The organism is Thermomonospora umbrina (genome assembly GCF_003386555.1).
GTDB lineage: Bacteria > Actinomycetota > Actinomycetes > Streptosporangiales > Streptosporangiaceae > Thermomonospora > Thermomonospora umbrina.
Genome location: NZ_QTTT01000001.1, coordinates 3,116,272 through 3,140,151, shown reverse-complemented (window position 1 = coordinate 3,140,151; position 23,880 = coordinate 3,116,272). Strand labels below are relative to the sequence as shown.

At 70.8% G+C, this 23,880-nt stretch carries 26 protein-coding genes; 13 read left to right on the top strand and 13 right to left on the bottom strand.

Features of this window, described 5'->3' with window-relative positions; genetic code table 11:
- Window positions 1-129: 129 nt before the first annotated feature.
- Window positions 130-1,683 carry an MFS transporter gene (locus DFJ69_RS13990; protein ID WP_116022886.1) on the top strand — a complete coding sequence of 518 codons (1,554 nt, stop codon included), beginning with the start codon at window positions 130-132 and terminating at the stop codon, window positions 1,681-1,683.
- A 5-nt stretch (window positions 1,684-1,688) separates the two neighbouring features.
- Window positions 1,689-2,258, top strand: coding sequence for a TetR/AcrR family transcriptional regulator (locus DFJ69_RS13985; RefSeq protein ID WP_116022885.1), 570 nt, complete (start codon window positions 1,689-1,691; stop codon window positions 2,256-2,258).
- Between the two features lie 63 nt (window positions 2,259-2,321).
- Here the strand turns inward: DFJ69_RS13985 and DFJ69_RS13980 are convergent, their stop codons facing one another.
- The 3 genes from DFJ69_RS13980 to DFJ69_RS13970 form a co-directional block, all read right to left on the bottom strand.
- The gene (locus DFJ69_RS13980; protein WP_116022884.1) at window positions 2,322-2,918 is read right to left on the bottom strand and encodes a DsbA family oxidoreductase; all 597 of its coding nucleotides are present in this window, start codon (window positions 2,916-2,918) and stop codon (window positions 2,322-2,324) included.
- Entirely contained in the window at window positions 2,915-3,268 is a 354-nt protein-coding gene (locus DFJ69_RS13975; protein WP_116026623.1) for an antibiotic biosynthesis monooxygenase family protein, read from the bottom strand. Before DFJ69_RS13975 ends, DFJ69_RS13980 begins: the two co-directional genes overlap by 4 nt.
- Before the next feature lie 109 nt (window positions 3,269-3,377).
- Window positions 3,378-3,941 (bottom strand): dihydrofolate reductase family protein, encoded by a 564-nt coding sequence (locus tag DFJ69_RS13970; protein ID WP_116022883.1) that lies wholly within the window; start codon window positions 3,939-3,941, stop codon window positions 3,378-3,380.
- A gap of 281 nt (window positions 3,942-4,222) precedes the next feature.
- Here DFJ69_RS13970 and DFJ69_RS13965 point away from each other — a divergent pair, with 281 nt between their 5' ends.
- Window positions 4,223-4,804, top strand: a complete 582-nt coding sequence (locus tag DFJ69_RS13965) for an ASCH domain-containing protein (RefSeq protein ID WP_116022882.1) — start codon at window positions 4,223-4,225, stop codon at window positions 4,802-4,804.
- Window positions 4,805-4,847: 43 nt separating this feature from the next.
- On the opposite strand, the gene DFJ69_RS13960 is transcribed toward DFJ69_RS13965, so the two are convergent.
- Together DFJ69_RS13960 and DFJ69_RS13955 are read right to left on the bottom strand one after the other, a co-directional pair.
- Window positions 4,848-5,234: a bleomycin resistance protein gene (locus tag DFJ69_RS13960; protein WP_170177648.1), complete on the bottom strand. Its 387-nt coding sequence runs from the start codon at window positions 5,232-5,234 to the stop codon at window positions 4,848-4,850.
- Between the two features lie 130 nt (window positions 5,235-5,364).
- The gene (locus DFJ69_RS13955; protein ID WP_116022880.1) at window positions 5,365-6,210 is read right to left on the bottom strand and encodes an NAD(P)H-binding protein; all 846 of its coding nucleotides are present in this window, start codon (window positions 6,208-6,210) and stop codon (window positions 5,365-5,367) included.
- 119 nt (window positions 6,211-6,329) lie between these two features.
- On the opposite strand from DFJ69_RS13955, the gene DFJ69_RS13950 reads away from it, so the two are divergent.
- Window positions 6,330-6,761, top strand: coding sequence for a MarR family winged helix-turn-helix transcriptional regulator (locus DFJ69_RS13950; protein ID WP_116022879.1), 432 nt, complete (start codon window positions 6,330-6,332; stop codon window positions 6,759-6,761).
- A 72-nt stretch (window positions 6,762-6,833) separates the two neighbouring features.
- On the opposite strand, the gene DFJ69_RS13945 is transcribed toward DFJ69_RS13950, so the two are convergent.
- Entirely contained in the window at window positions 6,834-8,450 is a 1,617-nt protein-coding gene (locus DFJ69_RS13945) for an alpha/beta fold hydrolase (protein WP_116022878.1), read from the bottom strand.
- A 113-nt stretch (window positions 8,451-8,563) separates the two neighbouring features.
- Here DFJ69_RS13945 and DFJ69_RS13940 point away from each other — a divergent pair, with 113 nt between their 5' ends.
- On the top strand, window positions 8,564-9,802 hold the full coding sequence (locus tag DFJ69_RS13940) for a sensor histidine kinase (RefSeq protein WP_116022877.1): 1,239 nt from the start codon (window positions 8,564-8,566) through the stop codon (window positions 9,800-9,802).
- Window positions 9,799-10,455, top strand: coding sequence for a response regulator (locus DFJ69_RS13935; protein ID WP_116022876.1), 657 nt, complete (start codon window positions 9,799-9,801; stop codon window positions 10,453-10,455). Before DFJ69_RS13940 ends, DFJ69_RS13935 begins: the two co-directional genes overlap by 4 nt.
- Here the strand turns inward: DFJ69_RS13935 and DFJ69_RS13930 are convergent.
- Window positions 10,452-11,426, bottom strand: coding sequence for a helix-turn-helix domain-containing protein (locus DFJ69_RS13930; RefSeq protein ID WP_116022875.1), 975 nt, complete (start codon window positions 11,424-11,426; stop codon window positions 10,452-10,454). The two genes, DFJ69_RS13935 and DFJ69_RS13930, sit on opposite strands and share 4 nt — an antisense overlap.
- A 71-nt stretch (window positions 11,427-11,497) precedes the next feature.
- Here DFJ69_RS13930 and DFJ69_RS13925 point away from each other — a divergent pair, with 71 nt between their 5' ends.
- Both DFJ69_RS13925 and DFJ69_RS13920 read left to right on the top strand, forming a co-directional pair.
- Window positions 11,498-11,935, top strand: a complete 438-nt coding sequence (locus tag DFJ69_RS13925; RefSeq protein WP_116022874.1) for a rhodanese-like domain-containing protein — start codon at window positions 11,498-11,500, stop codon at window positions 11,933-11,935.
- A 182-nt stretch (window positions 11,936-12,117) separates the two neighbouring features.
- Window positions 12,118-13,533, top strand: coding sequence for a DEAD/DEAH box helicase (locus DFJ69_RS13920; RefSeq protein ID WP_116022873.1), 1,416 nt, complete (start codon window positions 12,118-12,120; stop codon window positions 13,531-13,533).
- Between the two features lie 173 nt (window positions 13,534-13,706).
- Here the strand turns inward: DFJ69_RS13920 and DFJ69_RS13915 are convergent, their stop codons facing one another.
- Together DFJ69_RS13915 and DFJ69_RS13910 are read right to left on the bottom strand one after the other, a co-directional pair.
- Entirely contained in the window at window positions 13,707-14,558 is an 852-nt protein-coding gene (locus DFJ69_RS13915; protein WP_116022872.1) for an acyltransferase, read from the bottom strand.
- 86 nt (window positions 14,559-14,644) lie between these two features.
- Window positions 14,645-15,088 (bottom strand): hypothetical protein, encoded by a 444-nt coding sequence (locus DFJ69_RS13910; RefSeq protein ID WP_147312301.1) that lies wholly within the window; start codon window positions 15,086-15,088, stop codon window positions 14,645-14,647.
- 216 nt (window positions 15,089-15,304) lie between these two features.
- Between DFJ69_RS13910 and DFJ69_RS13905 the strand changes: the two genes are divergently transcribed.
- Together DFJ69_RS13905 and DFJ69_RS13900 are read left to right on the top strand one after the other, a co-directional pair.
- Complete coding sequence (locus tag DFJ69_RS13905) at window positions 15,305-15,835, top strand: peptidylprolyl isomerase (protein WP_116022870.1); 531 nt, start codon at window positions 15,305-15,307, stop codon at window positions 15,833-15,835.
- A 53-nt stretch (window positions 15,836-15,888) separates the two neighbouring features.
- Entirely contained in the window at window positions 15,889-16,797 is a 909-nt protein-coding gene (locus tag DFJ69_RS13900) for a rhomboid family intramembrane serine protease (protein ID WP_245974360.1), read from the top strand.
- Window positions 16,798-16,935: 138 nt separating this feature from the next.
- Here DFJ69_RS13900 and DFJ69_RS13895 read toward each other — a convergent pair whose 3' ends face one another.
- Window positions 16,936-17,193: a cell division protein CrgA gene (locus tag DFJ69_RS13895; RefSeq protein ID WP_116022868.1), complete on the bottom strand. Its 258-nt coding sequence runs from the start codon at window positions 17,191-17,193 to the stop codon at window positions 16,936-16,938.
- Between the two features lie 196 nt (window positions 17,194-17,389).
- Here DFJ69_RS13895 and DFJ69_RS13890 point away from each other — a divergent pair, with 196 nt between their 5' ends.
- The 3 genes from DFJ69_RS13890 to DFJ69_RS13880 are packed head-to-tail and all read left to right on the top strand — an operon-like array spanning window position 17,390 to window position 18,884.
- Window positions 17,390-18,076, top strand: a complete 687-nt coding sequence (locus DFJ69_RS13890) for a class E sortase (RefSeq protein WP_245974357.1) — start codon at window positions 17,390-17,392, stop codon at window positions 18,074-18,076.
- Window positions 18,077-18,092: 16 nt separating this feature from the next.
- Window positions 18,093-18,290: a hypothetical protein gene (locus tag DFJ69_RS13885; RefSeq protein ID WP_116022867.1), complete on the top strand. Its 198-nt coding sequence runs from the start codon at window positions 18,093-18,095 to the stop codon at window positions 18,288-18,290.
- Window positions 18,291-18,299: 9 nt separating this feature from the next.
- Window positions 18,300-18,884, top strand: coding sequence for an anthranilate synthase component II (locus tag DFJ69_RS13880; RefSeq protein ID WP_116022866.1), 585 nt, complete (start codon window positions 18,300-18,302; stop codon window positions 18,882-18,884).
- A 203-nt stretch (window positions 18,885-19,087) separates the two neighbouring features.
- Here DFJ69_RS13880 and pknB read toward each other — a convergent pair whose 3' ends face one another.
- Genes pknB through DFJ69_RS13865 form a run of 3 tightly spaced genes read right to left on the bottom strand, consistent with a single transcriptional unit; the run spans window position 19,088 to window position 23,859 of the window.
- Window positions 19,088-20,893, bottom strand: a complete 1,806-nt coding sequence (gene pknB, locus DFJ69_RS13875; RefSeq protein ID WP_116022865.1) for a Stk1 family PASTA domain-containing Ser/Thr kinase — start codon at window positions 20,891-20,893, stop codon at window positions 19,088-19,090.
- A gap of 42 nt (window positions 20,894-20,935) precedes the next feature.
- A complete protein-coding gene (locus tag DFJ69_RS13870) occupies window positions 20,936-22,399 on the bottom strand; it encodes a serine/threonine-protein kinase (RefSeq protein ID WP_245974356.1) in 1,464 nt (487 codons plus the stop codon).
- Window positions 22,396-23,859, bottom strand: a complete 1,464-nt coding sequence (locus DFJ69_RS13865) for a penicillin-binding transpeptidase domain-containing protein (protein WP_116022864.1) — start codon at window positions 23,857-23,859, stop codon at window positions 22,396-22,398. Before DFJ69_RS13865 ends, DFJ69_RS13870 begins: the two co-directional genes overlap by 4 nt.
- Between the last annotated feature and the right edge of the window lie 21 nt (window positions 23,860-23,880).

The window sequence follows — 23,880 nt, the reverse complement described above, 5'->3', positions numbered from 1 at the left end:
TTCTCCCTGCGCCAAGTGTCGATCCGCTCGATGACCTGCGTTCCGATGAGTCACGGCTCCGGCCCCTTCACCTCCAATGTTGAACGATGGTACAACTAGTACGAACGTTCAACTAGACCGGAGGGTGAGATGGGGGCGAAACCGTCGTCACGTGCCGGGTGGCGGGAGTGGGCCGGCTTTGCGGTGTTGGCGTTGCCGACCGTGCTGTTGGGGCTCGATGTGACGGCGCTGTACCTCGTCGTTCCGAGCCTGGCCGCGGACCTGCGTCCGACCGCCACGGAGACGTTGTGGATCATGGACGCCTACGGATTCCTCATCGCGGGGTTCCTGATCACCATGGGAACGCTGGGCGACCGGATCGGACGCCGGCGCCTGCTGATGATCGGCATGGCCGCCTTCGGCGCGGCCTCGGTGCTTGCGGCCTTCGCCCCCAGCGCCCTCTGGCTGATCATGGCGCGGGCGCTGCTGGGAGTGGCCGGAGCGACGCTGATGCCGTCCACCCTGTCCCTGATCGGCAACATGTTCACCGATGCCCGGCAGCGGGCGTTGGCGATCGGTGCATGGGCCACGATGTTCGCGCTCGGAATGGCGGTCGGACCGGTCATCGGCGGGGTCCTGGCCGCCGGCTTCTGGTGGGGTGCGGCCTTCCTGATCGCGGTACCCATCAGCGTGGTCGTGCTGGCCGCCGCACCAACGCTGCTGCCGGAGTTTCGGACCGACGCGGGTCGCATCGACCTGTTGAGCGTCGGCCTGTCCCTGGCGGCGATGCTTCCGACCATCTATGCGATCAAGCATGTCGCCGCACACGGCATCGACGTCCAGGCATTGGCCGCCGCTGTCCTCGGTGGCGGCTCGACGGTCGCGTTCGTCCGTCGCCAACTGCGCTTGAAGGAGCCGCTGCTGGACATGAGACTCTTCACCGACCGGGCCTTCTCCGCCGCCCTGACGGTCCTGCTGATCGGTCTGGTCGGTTTCGGCGGGATGATGTTCCTGGTCACACAGCATCTGCAGCTCGTCGAGGGCCTCTCGCTCACGGCGGCGGGCCTGTGGATGGGGCCACCGGCACTGGCCATGCTGATCGGGGGCATCGGTGCGCCTCTCATCGCCACTCGCATCCCGCCGGGGGGCGTCATGGCCGCCGCCCTCGCGCTGTCCCTCATCGGATATGCCCTCCTCGCCTTCGCCGGGATCGACAGCAAGCCGAGCGTGGTCGCCGGATTCTCGTTCCTTTATCTCGGCCTCGGAGTCATCGCCGCACTCGGCACCGACATCGTCGTAGGCGCGGCGCCGGCGGAGAGATCCGGGTCGGCGGCCGCGCTGTCGGAGACCGTGCAAGAGCTCGGGATCGCGGCCGGGGTCGCGCTCCTGGGAAGCCTCACCACGGCGATCTATCGGACGGCGGCCGATGCTCGGCCCGGACTGCCCCGGTCCGTGGCCGAGCCCTACGGCGACAGCCTCTCCGGCGCAACGTCCGTGGCGGACCGGCTCCCGCCTGGGGCTCTGCGACACGCGCAGGACGCGTTCACCAGCGGACTCAACACCGCCGCGATCGCCGCGGGTATCGCGATCGCCGCAGCATCGGTCGCCTGCTTCAGAACGCTGCGCCACATCCGCCCGATCGGCGACGCCGGCCCTGAGGCGGAGCCGATAGCCTCGACACGCGTGAGCGGCGATGATCGGTGAGGACGATGGCGGACGAGCACGACACGGCCGACGGGCGCAAACTGCGCGGTCAACGCCGCCGAGCCCAGATCATCGAGGCAACGCTCACGATCGTCCGCCGTGACGGGGCCGCCGGCGTGACCCATCGGACCGTCGCCAAAGAGGCGGGGATCACCACCAGTCTGACCCTCTACTACTTCGCCACGCTCGACGACCTGCTGGTCGCCGCCTTGACCAGCGTCACGGACACGTACACCCGCCGCATCCGCCGACTCATCGATACCGAGGACGATCCTCTCGACGGGCTCGCCCGGCTCATCGCCGAATCCGCTGGGCCGGGCCGCGAGCGCGCACTCGCCGAACGTGAGCTGTCGACCCTGGCGGCTCGCCGCCCCGCCCTACGCCCCGCGGCGCGCGGCTGGCGCGACAACGTCGCCGAACTCGCCCGAACGCGGACGGACGACCCGGATGCCGTTGAAGCCTTCGTCGCACTTTGCGACGGGCTGTGTGCGGCGATCCTCCTCGACGACCACGACGCCGACCCGGACCACATCCGGGCAGTCCTCAGCAAGGCGCTACTGGGAAGCGACCACTAGCCTCCGGTGGTCACGCCGATGCACGTCACCACCGTACGGCCCCGCATTCCCGGCCCGCTCCGGTCAGGTGTGTCGCAGCAGCCGACGCAGGTCGGCGGCGGGCTGGACGCCCGAGACCGGGGGCCCGCCGTCGATCACCAGTGAGGGGACGCCGGTGACGCCGTACTCGGCCGCGCGGCGCTCGTCCTCCCGCACGTCGTCGGCGTAGGCGGCGCCGGCGAGAACGACGCGCACCTCGTCATCGTCCAGGCCGGCGTCGCCGCCCAGACGTCGCAGGACCTGCGGGTCGGCCACGTTGAGCCCCTCGGAGTGGTACGCGCGCAGCAGGCGTTCCATCATCTGGTCGGCCCGGCCGCGGTCGGCGGCCAGGTGGCGCAGCCGGTGCGCGTCGAAGGTGTTCACCGGCCGCGCCAGATGCAGGTTGAGCTCCAGGCCCTCCGCCGCGCCCAGGGCCTGGATCCGAGCGATCCGCGCCGGTGCTTGGTCGCCGTACCATCCGGCCATCGCCTCGGCCGCCGTCGGCCCGGGGACCCGCCCCTCCCCGGGGGCGAGCTCGAAACTGCGCCAGACGACCTCCAGCCCTTCCGCCGCCGCCTCTAGACGCCTCTTGCCGATATAGCACCACGGGCACAGCACATCGGCGAACACTTCCACCTTCATGAACGCGGCCCCGGCCCGACCTCACGCACGACGGTGTACGTGGGGGTCCCGGTCATGCGGGGCTCGGCCTTGCCGGAGAGCCCTTCCAGCGCCTCTTGAATGGCGGCCACGCGACCTTCGGTGTCGGAGGTCTCCACGAAGTGGCGATAATCCGCCTCGCTGTCCCAGTGCACGATGTTGTACACACGGGTGCCGTCCGTACTCACGTGGAACCGGGCCGATCGGTATCCGGGATGAAAGCGCACCCACCGTTCCTGGATCTTCGCGAAAACCTCCACGAATTCCCGTTGGGTGTCATGACCGTCGACGGTGTAGTCGATGATCGAGTAGAAACCGGTGTCCGCGCTCACGCACACGCTCCTCAGGCTCGCCTTGCAGGACCCGCCGCCCATCCTGCAACCTCAACCAAGCTCGAGGTAAAGCCCGTCGAGCGTGAACCCGACCCTCGCGAACGTACGGCTAGCGCGTCACGCGGTGGCGGAGGTAGACGACTTTCGCGTTGAAGGTGCGGGTCTCGACGAGTTCGAGGTCCACCCGGCGCTCGCGTTGGGGAAAGAACGGAATGCCGCCGCCGACCAGGACCGGGTAGACCATGGCCCGGTACTCGTCGATCAGGCCCAACGCAGCCGCCTCGGCGGCGAGGGTCGCGCCGCCGATCGCGATGTCGCCCTCCCCCGGCTCGGCGCGCAACCGCTCGATCTCCTCCGCCAGGCCGCCGGAGGCCAGGCGGGCCTTGCCCTGCACCGTCGACAGCGTGGTGGAGAACACCACCTTGGGGAGCGGCTTCCAGAGCGCGGTCCACTCGAGCTGCGCGTCGTCGAGCGATGGGTCCTGGTCGGCGGTCTCCCAGTACAGCATCGTCTCGTACAGCCGTCGGCCCAACAGGTGGACGCCGACCTCGCGTATCTCGTCGATCCAGAAGCGAAAGACCTCCTCGTCGGGCGCCGTCCAGTCGAAGCCGCCGTCCGGACCGACGATGTAGCCGTCAAGGGAGACGCTCATCGAATAGGTCACGCTGCGCATCAGAAGTCCTCCTCGGTAACGGGTTCGACAGTACGACCACCGGACGCCGCAGAACTCATCGCGGCTCGGCGGGATCCCTCAGATCTCCCCGCCCACGCGGAGACCATCACGAAGGGCGGCGATCTTTCGTGGGACGGCCTGTGCGGGCCACCGGGAGGGTGCCGTTGATGCCGGAGTGTTCTGGGGGCGTGGCGTAGATTCGACTTGTTCCGTCCGTCCCGCCGTATCGCCCGTAGAGGCCCGGGGCGATCGTGCGGAGGTGGATCAGTGAGGGAGGCCCGTTGCTTTTCAGGCAGGAGGTCCTGGAGGGCATAGCGTCCGGGAGCGTCACCCTCGCGTTCCGTCGTTGGAAACGCCCCGCCGTACGGCCCGGAAGCCGGGTGCGCACGGGTGTCGGCATCGTAGAGATCGACGCCGTCGAGCAGATCACCCCGGACGACCTGACGTCGCAGGACGTCCGGCGCGCCGGCCACGACTCACGCGAGGAGCTGTTGAGGGAGTTGGCGCGGTTCCCTGACGGCGCCCTCTACCGGATCACCCTGCACCTGGCCGGCCCGGATCCCCGGATCGCCCTGCGCGAGCGAGGCGATCTGACCCGCGACGAACTGGCCGACGTCCGGCATCGACTGGCCCGCATCGACAAGGCCGGCCGTAGAGGCCCCTGGACCGGAGAACTCCTGCGCCTGATCCAAGAGCTGCCCGCCACTCCGGCGGCGGTCCTGGCCGAACGCCTCGGGCGGGACACCCCCGGGCTCAAACGCGACGTGCGCAAGCTCAAGGAACTGGGCCTCACCGAAAGCCTGACCACCGGCTACCGCCTGTCCCCCCGAGGCGAAGCGGTCGTCAACGCCCCACCCCGGTGAATGCGCCGGTGATGAGGATCGGCCTCGCGAAGGGCTTCGGAGGTCAGGGGATCTCCGCGCCTATTCTGAAGAGGTTGCCATCCGGGTCGACGAGGGCGAATTCGAGCATGCCGTAGCCGGTCATCTCCGGTGCGAGCAGACGCGGATTCCCGGTGGGCGAGTCGGTGATGCCCAACCGGCTCCATTCTTCGTGGACGGCCCGAACGTCGGTGTCGAGGCGCAGGTAAACGGCATGGGCATCGGCGAGGGGGCTCATGTCCGGGGCCGAGAAGAAGTGCAGCTCGACGTCGTCGCGGCTGATGATGAGGTAGCCGTCGTCCGGATACCGCCCATCGACGGTGAAGCCAAGACGGGTGTAGAACTCAACGGTCGCCGACAGGTCTCTGCTCGGCAGGATCGGTGCGGTCTGGCCGTTCAAGCGTGCGTTCACGTGGTCCAGATATACAGGGGCGCGGGCGATTCCCCGAGACCGACGGGCCGTGTCGTCGTGGATCACCGGCCACGCTCGCCCTTGGCGAGCGGACCTCGCCTTCGGGCCCCGGGGCCCGCGCTGGCCGCGGCTAGGGCGTCGTTCTCCACTCGTCGAGGTGCGTGTCGATGAACTCGCGGAGCGACGTGGGCTCGTGGCCGGTGATCTGCTTCACCGTCGGGGAGAGGTCGCCGAATCCGCCCGCGGCGACCCGGCGGTAAAGGTCGTCCAGGATGCCCGAAGCCCAGGGATCCAGCCCCTGGAGGGCCTCCTGCGGCGGTGGGTCCTCGGCGCGGATCTCGTGGCCGAGGCGTTCCGAGAGCTCCTGCGCGACGGACGCGACCGGGAGCGACTGCGGCCCGGTGATCGTGTACGCCTTCCCTTGGTGGTCCTCCGGGATGCGGAGCACGGCCACGGCGACCTCGGCGATGTCGCGCGCATCGACCCACGCGATCGAGCCGCCGCCCGAGGGCAGGCTGAAGACGCGGGCGTCCCGGATGGCGTCGCGGTAGAACCGAGGGTCGGTCAGGACCTGGTGGAACCAGGACGGGCGGAGCAGCGTCCAGGAGGCGGCCCGGGAGACCACCGCGTCCTCGACCCGGCGCGTCCAGTGATCCGCCGCGACGGTCTCGGCCCCCTGCTCGGACAGCAGGACGATGTGCGCGTCCGGGGCGGCCTCGACCAGGCCGGCGACGCGTTCGGGAGCGTCGGGGATGTCGGGGCGCATCAGGTAGACGGCGTCCACGCCCGCGGCGGCCTCGCGCCAGGTCGCCGGATCGTTCCAGTCGAACCGGACCGGATCGACGCCCGGGGCCGCCGGTGTCTCGGCGGGCCGCGACGATCCGGCGCGGAGGGGGACGCCGCCGGCTCGCAGCCGGGCGACCACCTCGCGTCCCGTCTTGCCTCTGGCTCCGGTCACCAGCACCGTGCGTGTCATGCCTGCTCCTGACGTCGGACGACGGCCCGCCGTCGCGGTCGTCGAAGGTACTTGATGCAATCAAGTAACGACCCTGGCACAGATACTTGATGCAATCAAGTTCTTGGTAGGCTGGGTCCATGGCCGCACCCCCGGGGCCCGTCCACGCGTCCACCGATGCCGAACGGGCGATGTTCGACTTCGTCGACGGCTACGAACGCGCCTACGAGACCGCCGCCCGCGAGCACGGGCTGAGCGTGGCGCAGGCGTGCGTGCTCGGGCGGCTCTCCCGGCAACGGGGGATGCGGGAGCTGGCCGACGAGTTGGGCTGCGACGCCTCCAACGTCACCCAGATCATCGGCAGACTCGAGGCCCGCGACCTCATCCGCCGGCAGCCCCACCCCGACGACCGCCGCTTCCGGCAGATCGTCCGGACCCCCGAGGGCGCCGCCCTCTACGCCGCCTTCGAGGAGTCCTTCGCGTTCGCCCGTTCCGCCATCGCCAACCTGAGCGTCCAAGAGCAGGACCAGTTGACCACCCTGCTCCGCAAGGCCCTCCACGGGGCGGACTGACACCGGCCGGTTTCCACGGTGCGGACGGTGGGGGTGCCCGCCGGGATGGACGGGCACCCCCATTCGAGTGCGCTACAGGCGACGGGTCAGGGGCGACAGAATGTCGGTGGGGCTGGGGGAGGGCATCGGGCGGGTCCGGGTGGTCGTCGTGGGTTCCGGCAGGCCCTTGCAGTGGCCGGGGGCGCGTCCCGTGGCGAAGTAGTCGCGGAGCTTGGCGGCGCACTCCGGGGTGTCGAGGACGCCGCCGTGGATGTCGTCGCCGACGGTCTGCAGGGAGCCGCCGATGGCGGAGTGCAGTTCCCGCGACCACTCGTACGGGGTCACGGACTCGTACCGGTGGCCGGAGATGACGGCGGACGCGTTCGAGTGCTTGAGGCGGGGATGCCGCACCGGCAGGGGCCAACCCGCGCAGAGCGGCGTGGGCTGGGTGAAGCGGCCGGTGACCGGGTAGCGCTTCTGGCGGTCCTGGTAGGCGGCCCACCATGAGGCGAAGTCGCGCGGGCCCTCATCCTCATTGCAGAGGGTGGCCACCGCCATCGTCATGTTGAACCCCTGGGGTACGTCCGGGCCGGATGGGGGCGGCCCCTGCGGCCCGGAGTACATGTCCTTGATGGCCGGGGGCGCGGTCGGCCCCGTGGCGTCCCGAAGCTCCCGGAGCGCATGGGCGGAACGCGGCCATTCAGGCGAGGGACGACTCGCGAGGTCGCTGACCAGGACACCGTCGAGCCGCTCGGGGATGTCGCTGAACCTCCTCGGCGCGGCGTCGTACGACTTCACCAGGCGGGCGATCGCGGCCTCGACGACCCGACCGGAGGTGCCGAACCCGTAGGTCTTGTGGCGTTCGGCCATCCAGGCGGCCATTCGGGAGAAGTTCCGCGCGGTGGCCTTCGCGCCGTCGGCCTCCAGCCTGTCCATGCGGATCCGGGTGGGCATCGCGCTGTCGAGCCAGAATCGCGAGGTGCGCCGGGGGAATTCGCTGCGGTAGACAGCGCCGAGCCAACTCCCCCAAGAGCCGCCGTAAAAGCCGATGCGCCGCTCACCCAGCGCGGAACGGATCCGGTCGAGGTCACGCGCGACGTTGGTCGTCGTGAGCCCGCCGAGGAACGCCGCGTCGGACCGGGCGCATTCGGCGTTCTTCCGAGCCGTCTCGTCGTACGCCTCCTGGGCCTGCGCCTTGGTGATCGGGCCGCCGCCCGGAGGAACGGACGCCGGTGGCCCGTATCGGCACGTGGACCTGGTGCTGTAGCCGACGCCGCGCGGGTCGAACCCGATCAGGTCGTAGTGCTTGTTGAGCGCCTGGTTCCCGGGGTTGAAGACGGTGACGAGCGTGGGCATCAGATAGCCGCTGCCGCCGGGACCGCCCGGGTTGAACGCGATGCTGCCCTTGCGGTGCGCGGGATCGGTGGCCGGCAATTTGGTGACCGCGACCGTGATGTGACGGCCCCGGGGCTTCCTGTAGTCCAGCGGGACGCTGACCTTGCCGCATTGCACGCGAGCCCATTGCTTGCGAAATCCGGGAATGTCCCGGGGGAACATGAACATGCGGAGCACCTCGTCGGAGTACTGCGGACAGGCGTGCCAGTCGACCCGCGACACCGGGGTTTCGGCGGCGTCGGCGACCGTGACCGTTCCGGACACGGCCGCGAACAGGCCGAGGGCCGCACCGAGCAGAAGCCTTCGTGGTTTCATGCCGGCGACGATGGTCGAGCGCCGGATCGGCCGTCATCTGTCCGTGGTCATGTTCGCGACCATGACTCAAGACGGTTCCACGACGCCGAAGCCCGCCCCTAGGCTCCCCTGAAATGGACGAGCGGATCTCCGTGTGGACGCGTAAGCCGATGGTCCGGGACGTCGGCGTCGCCGCGCTGCTCCTGTCCGGCACCGTGGCGTGGACGAACGGCACACCACGGTGGTGGGCGGCGACCGCGTTGTGCCTGGCCGCCGTCGTGGCCCGTCGCCCATGGCCGGTGCCGGCGCTGGTGGCGGCCGTCTCCGGGACCGTGATCCACATGGCGTCGTGCGCCGGGCCGGCGTTCGTGGACCTGGCCGCGCCCCTGGTGCTGGTCACGATCGCCGGCGAGTACCGCCGGAGGGTCTCGGTCGCCTTCCTCGCGTCGACGTTGCTGGTGGCCGGGGGCTGGTCGCTGCTGGTGGCGTTCGACGGGCGGGTCGACGGATGGGCGCTCAACGAGGTCAAGGGCGTCATCGCCGTCGCGCCCCTCGACGTCCCCGGCGCGCAGGGGCACGTGGTCACGCGGCGGATCGGGCCCACGGACTGGGGTTCGCTGCCGCTCTTCGGCTCGCTGGTCGCGGGATGGGCCGTCGGCTCGGGCGCGCAGAGCCGTCGCGTGTACCTCGACCAGCTCACCGCCAGGGCCCGCGACCTCGAACGCGAACGCGACCAGCAGACCGCGCTGGCCGCCGCCGCCGAGCGCAGCCGCATCACCCGTGAACTGCACGACGTCGTGGCCCACGGCCTCGCCGTGATCGTGATGCAGGCGCAGGGCGGCGCCGCCGCGTTGGAACGACGACCGGCGGACACCCGAGCCGCGCTGGACACGATCGTGGAGACCGGCCGCGCCTCCCTGGCCGACATCCGCCAGGTGCTGGCCACCGTCGGCGCGTCGGAGAGCGCGCCGCACCCCGTTCCCGGCCTCGACCGGCTGCCCCGGCTCGTCGAACAGGTCAGGGAGGCGGGCACCCCCGTACGCCTCCACGTCGAGGGCCGGCCGAGGGTGCTGCCCGCCACGGTCGACCTCTCGGCGTACCGGATCGTTCAGGAGGCGTTGACCAACACCATGAAGCACGCGGGCCCGAAGGCGCGCGCCCGGGTGACCGTCCGGTACGAGGACGAGCGCCTGACCCTCGAGGTCTCCGACGACGGCGTCGGCCCGTCCCCCCGCGACACGGCCGGCAACGGGATGCGCGGGATGCGCGAACGGGTCGCGCAGTTGCGCGGCGAGGTGTGGGCGGCCCCCGGCCCCGGCGGCGGGTTCGTCGTCCGGGCCCGGCTGCCGATCAGGGTGGAGCCGGCCGGATGATCCGGGTCCTGCTCGCCGACGATCAGGTCCTGCTCCGCATCGGGGTGCGGATGATCCTGGAGAACGCCGACGACATGATCGTCGTCGGCGAGGCCGGCGACGGCGCGGAGGCGGTGGCCCTGGCCGCCGAGGCCGCGCCCGACGTGGTCCTCATGGACATACGGATGCCGGACGTCGACGGTGTCGAGGCCACCCGGCGGATCCGGGCGGAGCTCCCGGACGGCCCGAGGATCCTGGTCCTCACCACGTTCGACCTCGACGAGTACGTCTACACCGCCCTGCGCGCCGGGGCCTGCGGCTTCATCCTCAAGGACACCCTCGCCCCCGACCTGCTGTCCGCGATCCGGGCGGTGGCCCGAGGCGACGCCATCGTCGCGCCGGCGGTCACGAGACGGCTCATCGAACGCCACATCGACGCCCCCGCACCCCGCTCCGAAAGCGAACTCGACGACCTCACCGAACGCGAACGTGAAGTCCTCGAACTCATCGCCAGGGGCCTGTCCAACGCCGAGATCGCCGGCCGCCTGTTCCTCACCGAGGGGACGGTGAAGGGGCACGTGAGCCGGGTCCTCACCAAGCTGGGCCTGCGCGACCGCGTCCAGGCGGTCGTCTTCGCCTACGAGTGCGGCCTGGTGCGCCCCGGCATCGCCTAGGAGACCTGCTCGGAGCGGAACGTGCGGCGGTACGCCGATGGGGAGGTCTTCATCGCCCGGGTGAAGTGGTGCCGGAACGTCACCGGGCTGTCGAAGCCCACGGCCGCGCCCACCTCCTCGATCGGCATCGTGCCCTCCTCCAGGAGCGGCAGGGTCGCCATCACCCGCTGCACGATGACCCACCGCAGGGGGCTCGTCCCCGTCTGGCGACCGAAGTGGCGGATGAACGTACGCGGGGCGAGGTGCGCCTGACGCGCCATGTCCGCCACCGTGATGGGGGAGGCGAGGTGTTCCAGGGCCCACGCCATACTGCGGGCCACCGCGTCGTCTCGGGCGGCCTCGGGGACGGCCGCCTCCACGTACTGGGCCTGCCCTCCCTCACGGTGCGGGGGGATGACCAGCCGCCGCGCCACCGCGTTGGCGACCCGCGCCCCGTGATCCTTGCGTACGAGGTGCAGGCACAGGTCGAGCCCGGCGGCACTGCCCGCGCTGGTGAGGATGTCGCCGTCGTCCACGTACAGCACGTCCGCGTCCACCTTCACCGAGGGAAAGCGGCGCTGGAGCAGGTCCGCGTACCGCCAGTGCGTGGTCACGGTACGGCCGTCCAGCAGACCGGCCGCCGCCAAGGCGAACGCCCCCGAACAGATCGAGACCACACGGGCCCCCCGCGCGTGCGCCTCCCTTAGGGCCGACACCACGTCGGACGGCACCTCTCCCCGTACGTCCGGAACGGAGACCGCCATGACGGTGTCGGCGGAGGCGAACGCGTCCAGGCCGTGCGAGGCCGTCAGCGTCAGGCCCCCCAGGGAACGCAGCGGGCGGCCCGGCTCCGCCGCGCAGACCCGCAGCTCGTACCAGGGCACGTCCAGCTCAGGGCGGGGGAGGCCGAAGATCTCGACCACCCCGCCCAACTCGAACGGGGCCATCCCGTCGAAGGCGAGCACGGCGATGGAGTGGCGACGCGACGACATGGCGAGATCTTAGCGGTACCGGGCATTCATGCCACTGGGCCCGGTCAGCGCCCCGCCGCCAAGATCGGAGCATGAACATCACCGCCGACGCCATCGCCCACTTCACCGCCCGCCTCGCCTTCGAGACCGACGTCTCCGACGTGGCCGCCGCCCTCGCCGAGCGGGCGCCCGGCCTCGTGGTCGTGGACTCCCGAAGCAAGGAGAGTTGGGACCAGGGCCACGTGCTCGGCGCCGTCCACCTCCCCACCGCCGAGATCGCCCGGAGGGCCGGCGAGTTCGTCGAGAACGGCGACACCGTGGTCGTCTACTGCTGGGGCCCCGGCTGCAACGGCGGAACGAAGGCGGCCCTGGAGTTCGCCCGACTCGGCGTCCCCGTCAAGGAGATGATCGGCGGATTCGAGTACTGGGCGCGGGAGGGATTCCCCGTCGAGACCGTCCCCGGCACCGTCACCCGAGGGGCCGCCGACCCCCTCACCGCGCCCGTCTCCGGGATCTCCTGCGCCTGCTGACACGGGACTGTGACCCAGGACCCATGAGAAATCCCTTCGGCCCGGGCATAAGCCGGTACAGGAGCAACGTTAGACTTGGCGAATCACTCTTACGACGCCCCGCGCGTCAGGCTCGTCCTTGTAGCCCATCGACTTCGCTCGTGGTGCCTTCTCGAGACGTGCCCCCCTCCGGAAGGTAGTGCGTGACTGTTGTCCAAGCTCCGGGTCTCGAACCGGAGAACATCGCCGTGCCCTCGTTCGCCGAGCTCGGCCTCCCTGAAAATCTGATCACCGCCCTGGGCCGCCAGGGGATCCACAGCCCGTTCCCGATCCAGGCGGCGGCCATCCCCGACATCCTCGGCGGACGCGACGTGCTCGGCCGCGGCAAGACCGGCTCGGGCAAGACGCTCGCGTTCGGCCTGCCGCTGCTCGCCCGCATCGCCGGGCGCAAGGCGCAGCCCAAGCGGCCCCGCGCGCTGATCCTGGTCCCCACCCGCGAGCTGGCCCAGCAGGTGCAGACCAACCTGGAGCCGCTCGGCCGATCGCTCGGCCTGCGGTTCAAGACCGTCATCGGTCAGACCTCGATGTTCAAGCAGATCGACGCCCTCCGACGCGGTGTCGAGGTGCTGGTGGCCACCCCCGGCCGCCTCAAGGACCTCATGCGACAGGGCGCCTGCGACCTGTCCGACATCGAGATCGTCGTCCTGGACGAGGCCGACCACATGGCCGACATGGGCTTCCTGCCCGACGTCACCGACATCCTCGACGCCGCCCAGACCGGCGGACAGCGACTGCTGTTCTCCGCCACGCTCGACAAGGACGTGGACGTCCTGGTCCGGCGGTACCTGAACGACCCGGTCAGGCACGCGATCGGGCCGGTCGACGAGTCGGTGGACACGATGGAGCACCACCTGCTCCTGATCGCCCCGCGCGACAAGGGCGCCATCACCGCCGAGATCGCCAACCGCGAGGGCCGGACGATCCTCTTCGCCCGGACCAAGCACGGCGTCGACCGCCTCGCCAAGCAGCTCGCCCAGGTCGGCGTCCGCGCCGGCGCGCTCCACGGCGGCAAGAGCCAGGGGATCCGGACCCGCACCCTCGCCGAGTTCCGCGAGGGCTCGATCAGCGTGCTGGTCGCCACCGACGTCGCCGCGCGCGGCATCCACGTGGACAACATCAGCCTGGTCCTGCACATCGACCCGCCGGCCGACCACAAGGACTACATGCACCGCGCGGGCCGCACCGCCCGCGCCGGCGAGCGCGGCACCGTCATCACCCTGGTGCTCCCCCACCAGGTGCGCTCCACGTCCGCGATGACCCGCCGCGCCGGCGTCGAGGCGTCCCGCGTCAAGGTCACCATGGGCGACGCCGAGCTGGTACGGCTCACCGGCGCCCGTCCCCCGAGCGGCATCCCCGTCCCCGAGCCCGTCATCTCCGAGTCGCCCCGCCGCGGCCGAGGCGGCGGTGGCGGTGGCCGCTCCGGCGGCCGAGGCCGTCGTCCGGGGGCCCGCCAGGGCTACCGGGGCGGCGACTCGGGCTCGGGCTCCGGCTCCGGCTCCGGTTCGGAGGGCCACGGAGACCGCCGCGACCGCCCCCGCCGACCCCAACGCACGCACTAGCTAGTTGTCTGTGGGGGGGCGACCCCCCACACCCCCCGCGCCCGGTCCTTGAGATCTCCAGGCGAACGGTCCTCCGCTGGCGCTCCGGACCGTCCGCCTGGAGGGACCGGGCAAAATGCGAGGGTGGTGCGCCTTGTTTGTCTTGTTTGTCGGGGTCGTCCCCTGAGAACGCCTCAGGCCGCCGGTGAGCCGTTCTCGCTCGCCAGGGTGTGGCCGTTCAGGCCGTTGCCGTTGAGGCCCTGGGCGTCCTCGCGGAGGCGTTCCTGAAGGATGCCGGCGGTCTCCTCGCGGAGTCGGTCCTGCATGACCTGCAGACCCTCGTGGCCGCACACCGACAGCATCGTGAACTCCTCCTTGGTCACCGAAGGCGTCCGCGGGCGCATGGGCGGCAGCCAGCCCTCCACGGGGTCGTGGTGGCGGAGGATCTTGGCGGGGACTCCGCCGATCACGCAGTTGTCGGGGAACTCGCCGCGCACCACCGCGCCGCCGGCCACCGCCACGTTCCGGCCGAGCCGGGTGCCGGGGAGGATGATCGCGCCGGTGCCGATCCAGCAGCCGTCCCCGATCTCCACCGGGTTGTTCTCCGGCCACTGCCGGCCGATGGGGACCTCGAGGTCGCCGTAGCTGTGGTTCTGGTCGGTGATGTAGACGTTCGGGCCCGTGAACACGTCGTCGCCGATCACGATGGACTGGTGGCCCACGATGTGGGTGCCACGGCCCAGGGAGCAGCTCCCGCCGATCCGCACCACCAGGTCGGGACCCAGGTCCAGCCCCGGGACGAAGCCCGCAGAGATCGTGCAGTGGGTGCCGATCAAGGTGTGGTCCCCGATGGAGATCCACGGCTCGCCGTAGATGGCCCCGGTGGGGAAGCCGATGCAGGCGCCCTCGCCGAAGTGGGCGAACCGCCGCCGGCCCAGGGTGGACGGCGTGATCTCGCCGTGCCGTTGAACCCACTCCCAGCCACGGTTGACGGCCGAGTGGAGGAGACGCCGGGCCCGCGTGGCCAGAACGAGTTTCAGCGACATGCGGACACGCTACCCGTTGGTAGGCGCCCATGTGGACGGGCCCGCCCCCCTACGAGGGCGGACCCATACCCGGACGTACCTGCGCGCTAACGCGAGGAGACGCCTCCGTCGTCGACCGGGGACGGCTCCGCCGCGTGCTCGGAGTGCGACTGCTCGGCGTTCTTACGCGTCATGGCGGCCCCCGCCATGCCCAGGGCGGCCACCGTGGCGAGCATCACCAGCCCCGCGTTGCGAGCGCGGCGCTGGGGCTTCGGGGGTTCGATCCGGTGGGCCGTGTCGGCGAGGAAGGCGCTCACCCTCGGCGCCAGATCCTGCTCGACGTAACCCGCCGCACGTTCGAGCCGGGGGGCTCCCCAGCCACGCGCGTCCAGCATGCGGTCGGCGGCGTACTCGCGGGAGCGCTGCGCCGCGGGGCCGATCCGTTCGACCGCGGTGCCGGCGCCCTGACGAGCCGCCTCCTGCATGCGGTTCAGTCGCGTGGTGTCGATCCGGACCTGCGGCTTCCGGCGGACTGAGATCAAAGAGGACACACTTACCTCCGTATTTGCGAGGTCCCGCCGGACACCCTTCCCTCGACGCGCGAGGTAAACCAGGACCGGCCGCCGTCGGGCCGGAGGCGCGACCATGAGTCCCCCATGGGATGATGCGATCACGCACTGTAGGCGGGTTCGGCCCGCGCTCCCGGCGGCCCGCGGACCGTGTCCCGGGACGAGGTGCGGGCATACGACGAAGGAAGGCGGCCAACGATGGCTGAGGACATCATCGCGACCATGAACACCACCCTGGGGCCGGTCGTGCTCAGGCTGTTCCCCGAGCAGTCCCCCGAGACGGTGGCGAACTTCGTGGGCCTGGCCGAGGGTTCGCGTCAGTGGACCGACCCGCGCACCGGTCGCCCGTCCACCGAGCCGCTGTTCGACGGCACGATCTTCCACCGGGTCATCGACGGCTTCATGATCCAGGGCGGCGACCCGCTGGGCACCGGCACCGGCGGCCCGGGCTACAAGTTCAAGGACGAGACCGACAACGGGCTCGCGTTCGACCGGCCGTACCTGCTGGCCATGGCCAACGCCGGGCCCAACACCAACGGCTCGCAGTTCTTCATCACCCTGTCGGTGGAGCAGACCGCGCACCTGACCGGCGGGCACACGATCTTCGGCGAGGTGATCTCCGGCACCGACGTGGTCGACCAGATCGCGAAGGCTTCCACGGGAGCGCGCAACCGGCCGGCCAAGGACATTACGATCGACTCGGTGACGATCGAGCGTCGTCAGTCGTAATACAGGGTGTGAACACTTCCCGTGCGTTCGTGCCCCCGCGAGGAGCGTGACCGGTGAACGCAGAGGCCCCCGGGGTGCCCACCGAGGCACCGACCTGTTACCGCCATCCGGGACGGGAGACCTATGTCCGGTGCACCAGGTGCGACCGGTACATCTGCCCTGACTGCATGCGGGACGCGGCGGTGGGCCACCAGTGCGTCGAGTGCGTGCGGGAGGGCCACCGCGACGTGCGGCAGCCACGCACGATCTTCGGCGGGCAGGTCTCGGCGACCCCGGTGGTCACCTACACCCTGATCGCGTTGAACGTGCTGGCCTACGTCGCCGAGGTCACCTCGTCCCGGATCGTGAACGAGTACGCGATGCTCGGCGTCGCCACCGACCCGTTCGGGATCGTGCACCCCGGCGGGGTGGCCGACGGCGAGTGGTACCGGCTGATCACCTCGGCCTTCCTCCACTCGCCGCCCGAGGCGTCCTTCGGTCTGGCCCACATCGTGTTCAACATGTGGGCGCTGTGGGCGATCGGCCCCCAGTTGGAGCAGGTGCTCGGCAGGTGGCGGTTCACCTCGCTGTACCTGCTGTCGGCGCTGGGCGGCTCGGTGCTGCTCTACCTGGTCGATCCGGCGGGCGCGGCGGTCGGCGCGTCCGGGGCGATCTTCGGGCTGTTCGGGGCGTTCTTCGTGGTCGCCAAGCGACTGCGGGCCCCGGCGGGCGGCATCGTGTTCCTGCTGGCCCTCAACCTGGTGATCACGTTCACCGTGGACGGCATCTCCTGGGAGGGCCATGTGGGCGGCCTGATCGTCGGCGCCGCGCTGGCCACCGGGTACGCGTTCCTGCCGCCGGGCCGCGGCGACGAACGGCGGCGGACCCTGCTGCACGCGGGGGCGACGGCGGGCATGCTGGTGCTGCTCGCCGCACTGGTGGCGATCAAGACGTCCCAACTGGCCGGGATCACCGTGATCTGAGAACGCCGGGCGGTCCCGCGGCGGAGGAACGGCCGCGGGGCCCCGGCGGGCCGGCCGTCATCCACACCCCCACCCGTCATCCACAGCCTGTGGATAACTTTCGTGGATTGGGAACGGCCGAACGTGGGTAACCCGCGGCTACCGCCAGCGGGTGGAGAGGATCACGCCCATGATGATGGCCCCGAACCCGATGCCCAGGTTCCAGTTGCCCAGATCCGTCATCACCGGTACGTCGGTGCTGGTGCTCGCCGTCACGTAGAAGGTGGCGATCCAGGCCAGGCCCACCAGCCACAGGGCCAGCATCGTCGGCACCAGCCAACGCGGGCTGACCTCGACCTTCTGGGACTTCTGCGGCGGCGTGTAGACGGCCTTCTTGCGCACTTTCGACTTGGCCACGGTGGCTCGTTCTCCTCGGGCGGACGGCGGGCGCGCGACGGTCCGCGCATGCGTGCTTTGTCGGACAGCGTAGTCGCTGGTGAGCAGCGTACGCCCGGACGGCCGGTGGAGCGAGACCACAGACGCACACGCGCACGGTGAAGCATTATTCCACCCCCGTCTATCACCACGATCGCATGCGCCGTCCCGGATACTCGTGGGGGACACTCGGCCACGAGACCGGAACGGGGACGGAACACTGCGAGCCATCATCCGCGGCCTGGGCGAACTGTGCATCACGGCGGGCCTGATCCTGCTGCTCTTCATGACCTATGAGCTGTGGGGCACCGGGCGGTACACCCAGGAGCAACAGGACCGGCTCAACGACGAGCTGCTGGAGTCCTGGAGCGTCCCCACCAAGAAGGTCACCACCGAACGGGTCAAGCTCGGCAAGGGCCTGGCGCTGCTGCGCATCCCCCGGCTCGGCGACGACTACAAGTACGTGGTCATCGAGGGTGTCGGGGCGAAGGACCTCCGCAAGGGCCCCGGGCACTACCCGGGCAGCGCCCTGCCGGGGCAGGTCGGCAACTTCGTGCTCTCCGGCCACCGGACCACCTACTCGGCGCCGTTCAACGGCCTCGACAAGCTCGACCCGGGCGACCGTATCCTGGTCGACACGCGCCGGACCCAGTACGTCTACCGGGTCACCGGCCACCGCATCGTGAAGCCCTCCACGGTGGAGGTGACCGCCCCGGTGCCGTTCCATCCCCGCCGCAAGCCCACCGAGCGCCTGATCACGCTCACCACCTGCCATCCGAAGTACTCGGCCGCCAAGCGGCTCATCGTGTTCGGCACCCTGATCGAGCAACGCCCACGGCGAGCCCGGGCCGCCACGGCGACCTGAAGAGGAGGAGCACCCGATGTACGCCTGGATCTGGCGGAACCTGCCCGGTGAGGGCCCCGTGCGGGCGGCGATCGCCGTCGCGCTGGCGCTCGCCGTCCTCCTGCTCCTCTGGTACGCCGTGTTCCCGTGGGCGGAGTCGAAGGTCCAGTTCGACCGGAACACCGTGGAGCACCGCGGCGACCCGGCCGTCACGTCCACTCCCGGCGACCGCTGAGAGCCCCGCATGGCCCCGCGCGTCCTGGTCGTGGACAATCACGACAGCTTCGTCTTCAACATCGTCCAGTACCTGCTGGAGCTCGGCGCGGACTGCCGGGTGAAGGACCGCTCGGACGTCACCCCGGGCGACACCGCCGAGGTCGACGGCGTGCTCCTCAGCCCCGGCCCGGGCCATCCGGCCGACACCGGCGTCTGCCGCGCCCTCGTCCGCGACGCCGTACGCCGCCGGACGCCCCTGTTGGGCGTGTGCCTCGGCCACCAGATCATCGCCCACGTCCACGGCGGGCGGGTCTCCCGGGCGCCCGAACTCCTCCACGGCTACACCAGCCCGATCCACCACGACGGCCGTGGGGTCCTCGCGGGCCTGCCCGACCCGTTCACGGCCACGCGGTACCACTCGCTGGCCGTGGAGCCCGATGGCATCCCCGAGGCCCTGGAGGTCACCGCCCGCACCCCGGACGGCGTCATCATGGGCCTCCGCCACCGCTCGGCCCCCGTCGAGGGCGTCCAGTTCCACCCCGAGTCGGTGCTGTCGGAGGGCGGCCACCGACTGCTGGGCAACTGGCTCGCGACCTGCGGCAGCCCGGTCTGAGCCCATGGCACGGACACCGCCGGGAAAAAATCGGCCGAGCGGTGTAACAAAAGGGGCCTAACTTACGAATCTCCCACTGAGGGCTTCCGCCATTGCCCCCGAGTGGCGGAAGCCCTCCTTCATGCCCGGGCCCTCATGCCCGGCCCTCGAACGCCGAAACCCCGGTCCTCCTCGTGGAGGCCGGGGTCTCGTCGTTCGGAACGTCAGTCGTTGGGCGGGTCGTTCGGGTTGCCGCCGTCGGCGATCTGCGCCACGGTGATGATCACCGTGGTGCCCGGCGGGACCTGCTGGCCCTCCAGCGTCTGGCCCACGACCGTGCCCGGCGTCTCACCGGGCATGGGCGGCCTCATCTGCACCTGGACCTCCAGGCCGGCACCCTCCAGCGTGCGGACCGCGTCCTCCTCGGTCTGGCCCACCACTCTCGGCACCGGGACCGACTCGGGACCGGACGAGATGTACATGACGACCGTGGAGCCCCGGGTGGCCTGCTGCCCCGCACCCGGCGTGGTCTGGATGACCATGCCCTTCTCGACCTCCGCGGACGGCGTCTCCTGCCGCCGGACCCTGAAGCCCATCTGCTTGAGGGTCTGCTCGGCGTTGTCGGCGAGTTGCCGGGAGACGTCCGGCACCAAGAGCTTCTCCGCCTGCTTCTCGCCCCGCGAGAGGATCAGCGTGACCTCGTCGCCGCGGTTGAGGGACTCGCCCGCCTGCGGGTCGGTGCCGATCACCCGTCCCTTGGCGACATCGTCGCTGAACTCCTGGGTGACCTGATCGCTGACCTTCAGCCCGGCCTTCCTCAGCTCCGCCTCGGCCTCCGTCCGCCGCTGACCCGCGACGTCGGGCACCTCGACCGCCTGCGCGGACGTGGACGAGGAGGGGCTCGGGCCGCCTCCGCCACCGCCGCCACCGGACAGCGCGTAGCCGATCGCTGCCGCGCCGCCGATGAACAGCACGACGACCAGGGCCCAGATGGCGATCTTCTTGCCGTTGCCGGGCTCGGGCTCGGGGTCCTCGTACTGCACCGGGGGCAGGTCGTAGCCGTTGCCCATCGGCCGCTGATGCCGCGGGGGCGGGCCGCCGTGGCCTCCGGGCACCGGGTTCATCACCTGGGTGCCCTGCGGGGCCGCGCCGCCCATCACCATGGTGGACGCCGCGTTCGCCGCGACCGGCATGCCCTGCATCGCCCGCTGGATGTCGGCGCGGAACTCGCCGGCGCTCTGATAGCGGTGATCGGCGTCCTTGGCCATCGCCTTCAGCACGATGTTGTCGCACCAGCGCGGGATCTCCGGGTCCACCTGGGACGGCGGCACCGGCTCCTCGCGCACGTGCTGGTAGGCGATCGCCACCGGGGAGTCGCCGGTGAACGGGGGCCGCCCGGTCAGCAGCTCGTACAGCACGCAGCCGGTGGAGTACAGGTCGCTGCGGGCGTCGACGCGCTCGCCGCGCGCCTGCTCGGGGGACAGGTACTGGGCGGTGCCGATCACCTGGGCGGTCTGCGTCATGGTGGCGGCGGAGTCGGCCATCGCCCGGGCGATGCCGAAGTCCATCACCTTGACCTCGTGGCTGCGGGTCATCATCACGTTGGCGGGCTTGATGTCCCGGTGGATGATGCCGCCGCGATGGCTGTAGTCGAGCGCGCGCAGGATGCCGTCGGTGATCTCCAGCGCGCGTTCGGGCACCAGCCGGCGGTTCTCCCGGAGCAGGTCCCGGAGGGTGTGGCCCTCGACGTACTCCATCACGATGTACGGGATGGTGTTGTCGCCGATCAGGTCCTCGCCGGTGTCGTACACGGCGATGACCGACGGGTGGTTCAGCGACGCGGCCGACTGGGCCTCACGGCTGAACCGGGCCTGGAAGATCGGGTCGCGGGCCAGGTCGGAACGCAGCGTCTTGACCGCGACGATGCGGTCCAGCCGCAGATCCTTGGCGCGGTAGACCTCGGCCATGCCGCCGCGCCCGACGACGCCATCGAGCTCGTAACGGCCACCGAGCAGCCGAGGCTGAGTCATGTCGAAAGCACTTTCCCTCGTACGTCTGCACCTGTTCCGAACCTAACTCCCATCACCGGCCTCCGAGCCTGCCGGCGGCGCGCTCCCGGACGGGGTGGGAGACGGTGATGTGATCGTCGGTTTCGGTGTGGGGATTTCGGGGGTCTTGGTCGGCGGCGGAGTGCTGGGCCTCCCCGTGGGGGACGCGCTGGGCGTCGGGGTCGTTGACGTGGAGCCGGAGCCGGACGGCGACCGCCTCGGCCTTGAGTACGGCGGGGCGATCACGCCCGTCGGCGATGGTACCCGTGACGGAACCGGGCGTGTCGACCCCGGTGTCACCACAGGGAGGCGGTCCTTGGTCTCCTTGAGATCGGCGGAGGCCGGTCCCCGCATCATGGAGCCGACGACGATGACGCCGAGCACCAGGACTCCCGCCGCCACCGAACCGGCGACCAGCGCCGTGCGTCGTTGCACGGGCGTCGCCCCCGAGAGCGTATCCGCCCCGTCGCCCACGGCCAACTCCGGAGGGCCGCCGGACGTTCGAGCGCCCCGGCCCCCCGGCAGGGCGGTGGTCGCGCGCCCGCCCCGACGCCGCCGGTCGGTGAGGACGGCGGTCGCGAGGTCGTCGCCGAAGGCGTCCTCGTGCTCCCCCGCCGCACCGCGCGCCCCCGCCGAGGCGGCGAACGAACTCGTCACCGGCTCCCCGGCCAGCAGCGCGTCATGGATCATGAACGCCTCGTCGGCGACCTCCCGCGCGCTGGCGGGCCGCTCCTCGGGGTCCTTCGACAACAGGACGTCCACCAGCGCGCGGACCGCGTCGGGCACGCCGTCCGGCAGCGGCGGCGGCACCTCCCGCACGTGCATGAGGGCGATGGCCACCGGCTGCTCGGCGTCGAACGGGGGATGCCCGGTCAGGCACTCGTACGCGACCACGCCCAGCGAGTACAGGTCGGTCGCGGGCGTGATCGGGCGGCCCGACGCCTGCTCCGGCGAGACGTAGTGGGCGGTGCCCATCACCATGCCGGTCTGGGTGAGCGTGCCCGCGTTCTGCCCCCGGGCGATGCCGAAGTCGGTGATCTTGACGGTGCCCTCGCCGGTCACCATCAGGTTGCCGGGCTTGACGTCGCGGTGGATGATCCCCGCCGAGTGCGCCACCTGCAGGGCCCGCGCCGCCTGCGCCACCACGTCCAGCGTGGTCTCCGCGCCGAGCCCGCCGTTGCGCGCCAGGATGCGCGACAGCGGCTCGCCCGACACCAGCTCCATCACCAGATAGGCGCGGTCGTCGTGCTCGCCGTAGTCGTACACCTGGGCGATGCCGCCGTGCTGCAGTGCGGCGGCGTACCGCGCCTCGGCCCGGAAGCGGGCGCGGGCGTGCTCGTCGGAGACGTGCTCCTGGCGTAGCAGCTTGACCGCGACCGGCCGGTTGAGCAGCTCGTCGACGCCGCGCCAGACCTCGCCCATACCCCCGGTGGCCAGCCGCTCGGCCAGCGTGTACCGGGAGTCCAGGACGAGGTCCCTGCGCGTCACCTCGAGAGCACCGCCTGCATGATGGTGCCGGAGATCGGGCCGGCGCTGGAGGCGGCCGAGCCCGGGCCCTCGGTGACGATGGCGAACGCGTACCGGGGCTTCTCGATCGGGGAGTAGCCGACGAACCAGCGGCTGTTGTGCGCGGGGTCGCCGGTCTCCGCCGTACCGGTCTTGCCCGCGATGTTCATGCCCTGGAGGTTCTTGGCGGTGCCCTGGCTGACCACGGCCGCCATCATCGCCTTGAGCTGGTCGGCGGTGTCCTCTTCGAGGGGCCGGGCGAACTCGCGCGGGTCGGCCTCGTACAGCACCTCCTGGTCGGCGGCGCGGACCCGCTGCACGAGGTAGGGCTTCATGATCCGCCCGTTGTTGGCCACGGCGGCGGCGACCATCGCCATCTGCAGCGGGGTGGCCCGCACGTTGGCCTGGCCGATGCCGCTGCGGCCCACGTCGTCGCCGCCGGTCGGGTTGCCGGTGACCGGGTCCTTGACCGGAACGTCGCTGGCGGGGGCCTCCAGGTCCGGCTCCACCTCGATCGGCTTGCCGAAGCCGAACTCGGCGGACCCGTCGTGCAGCTTCTGGATGCCCATCTCCACGGCGGCCCTGGCGAACGTGGTGTTGCACGACTCGGCGAAGGCGCCCAGCAGCGGGGCCTGGCCGGAGCAGTTGCCGGTGTCGTGCGAGTTGGGCAGCGGCCGGCCGGACTCGGGCAGGTTGAAGGGGCCGGTCTGCACGACGCTGTCGCCGTTCAGCCCCTCGTTCTGCATCATCAGGGCGGCCACCACGGTCTTGTACGAGGAGCCGGGGGGGAAGGTCTGGCTCAGCGCGTTGTCCACCAGGGGCTTGATGACGCCCTTCTGGTTCTCCAACTGCTGGAGCCGCTGGCCGCCCTTGATGCCGCGCTGCGGGGCGACCTCGTTCGGGTCGAAGGACGGGTAGGAGGCCAGCACCTTGATCGCCCCGGTGCGCAGGTCGATCACCGCCGCGCCGGCCCGTCGGTTGGTGCCGTTCTTGAGCGCCTGGTACGCGGCGCGCTGGGCCTTCGGGTCGATCGTGGTCTCCACGTCGGCGCCGACGGCCTTCTTGCCGATGAACTGGTCGAACCAGCGCTGGTTGGTGATCCGCTTGTCACGGCCGTCCAGCAGTGAGTGGTAGGCCCGCTCGAGCCCGTTGGTATTGCCGTTGTAGAACCCGGTGACCGGAGCGAAGACCGGGCCGTCCTTGTAGTGCCGGCCGTAGTTCTCCGAGTCCGGGGGCTGCTTGGAGAAGACCAGGGTCTCCGAGCCCGCGATGATCTTGCCCCGGGGGCGCTTGAAGACGTCCAGGTACTGCCGGTTGTTGAGATCGGCGCTCTGCAGCTTCTCGGCCTGGGTGCCCTGGATGTAGTTCACCTGGGCCATCAGCGCGACGATCAGCACCAGTGCGAAGATCGCCACCCGCCGCAGCGGCTTGTCCATGTTCATGCGCGCGCTCCCCCGATCGCG

Coding starts and splice junctions, on each gene's coding strand:
- DFJ69_RS13990 (WP_116022886.1), top strand. CDS start 130: ATGGGGGCGAAACCGTCGTCACGTGCCGGGTGGCGGGAGTGGGCCGGC.
- DFJ69_RS13985 (WP_116022885.1), top strand. CDS start 1,689: ATGGCGGACGAGCACGACACGGCCGACGGGCGCAAACTGCGCGGTCAA.
- DFJ69_RS13980 (WP_116022884.1), bottom strand. CDS start 2,918: ATGAAGGTGGAAGTGTTCGCCGATGTGCTGTGCCCGTGGTGCTATATC.
- DFJ69_RS13970 (WP_116022883.1), bottom strand. CDS start 3,941: ATGCGCAGCGTGACCTATTCGATGAGCGTCTCCCTTGACGGCTACATC.
- DFJ69_RS13955 (WP_116022880.1), bottom strand. CDS start 6,210: ATGACACGCACGGTGCTGGTGACCGGAGCCAGAGGCAAGACGGGACGC.
- DFJ69_RS13950 (WP_116022879.1), top strand. CDS start 6,330: ATGGCCGCACCCCCGGGGCCCGTCCACGCGTCCACCGATGCCGAACGG.
- DFJ69_RS13945 (WP_116022878.1), bottom strand. CDS start 8,450: ATGAAACCACGAAGGCTTCTGCTCGGTGCGGCCCTCGGCCTGTTCGCG.
- DFJ69_RS13940 (WP_116022877.1), top strand. CDS start 8,564: ATGGACGAGCGGATCTCCGTGTGGACGCGTAAGCCGATGGTCCGGGAC.
- DFJ69_RS13935 (WP_116022876.1), top strand. CDS start 9,799: ATGATCCGGGTCCTGCTCGCCGACGATCAGGTCCTGCTCCGCATCGGG.
- DFJ69_RS13930 (WP_116022875.1), bottom strand. CDS start 11,426: ATGTCGTCGCGTCGCCACTCCATCGCCGTGCTCGCCTTCGACGGGATG.
- DFJ69_RS13925 (WP_116022874.1), top strand. CDS start 11,498: ATGAACATCACCGCCGACGCCATCGCCCACTTCACCGCCCGCCTCGCC.
- DFJ69_RS13915 (WP_116022872.1), bottom strand. CDS start 14,558: ATGTCGCTGAAACTCGTTCTGGCCACGCGGGCCCGGCGTCTCCTCCAC.
- DFJ69_RS13905 (WP_116022870.1), top strand. CDS start 15,305: ATGGCTGAGGACATCATCGCGACCATGAACACCACCCTGGGGCCGGTC.
- DFJ69_RS13885 (WP_116022867.1), top strand. CDS start 18,093: ATGTACGCCTGGATCTGGCGGAACCTGCCCGGTGAGGGCCCCGTGCGG.
- DFJ69_RS13880 (WP_116022866.1), top strand. CDS start 18,300: ATGGCCCCGCGCGTCCTGGTCGTGGACAATCACGACAGCTTCGTCTTC.
- pknB (WP_116022865.1), bottom strand. CDS start 20,893: ATGACTCAGCCTCGGCTGCTCGGTGGCCGTTACGAGCTCGATGGCGTC.
- DFJ69_RS13865 (WP_116022864.1), bottom strand. CDS start 23,859: ATGAACATGGACAAGCCGCTGCGGCGGGTGGCGATCTTCGCACTGGTG.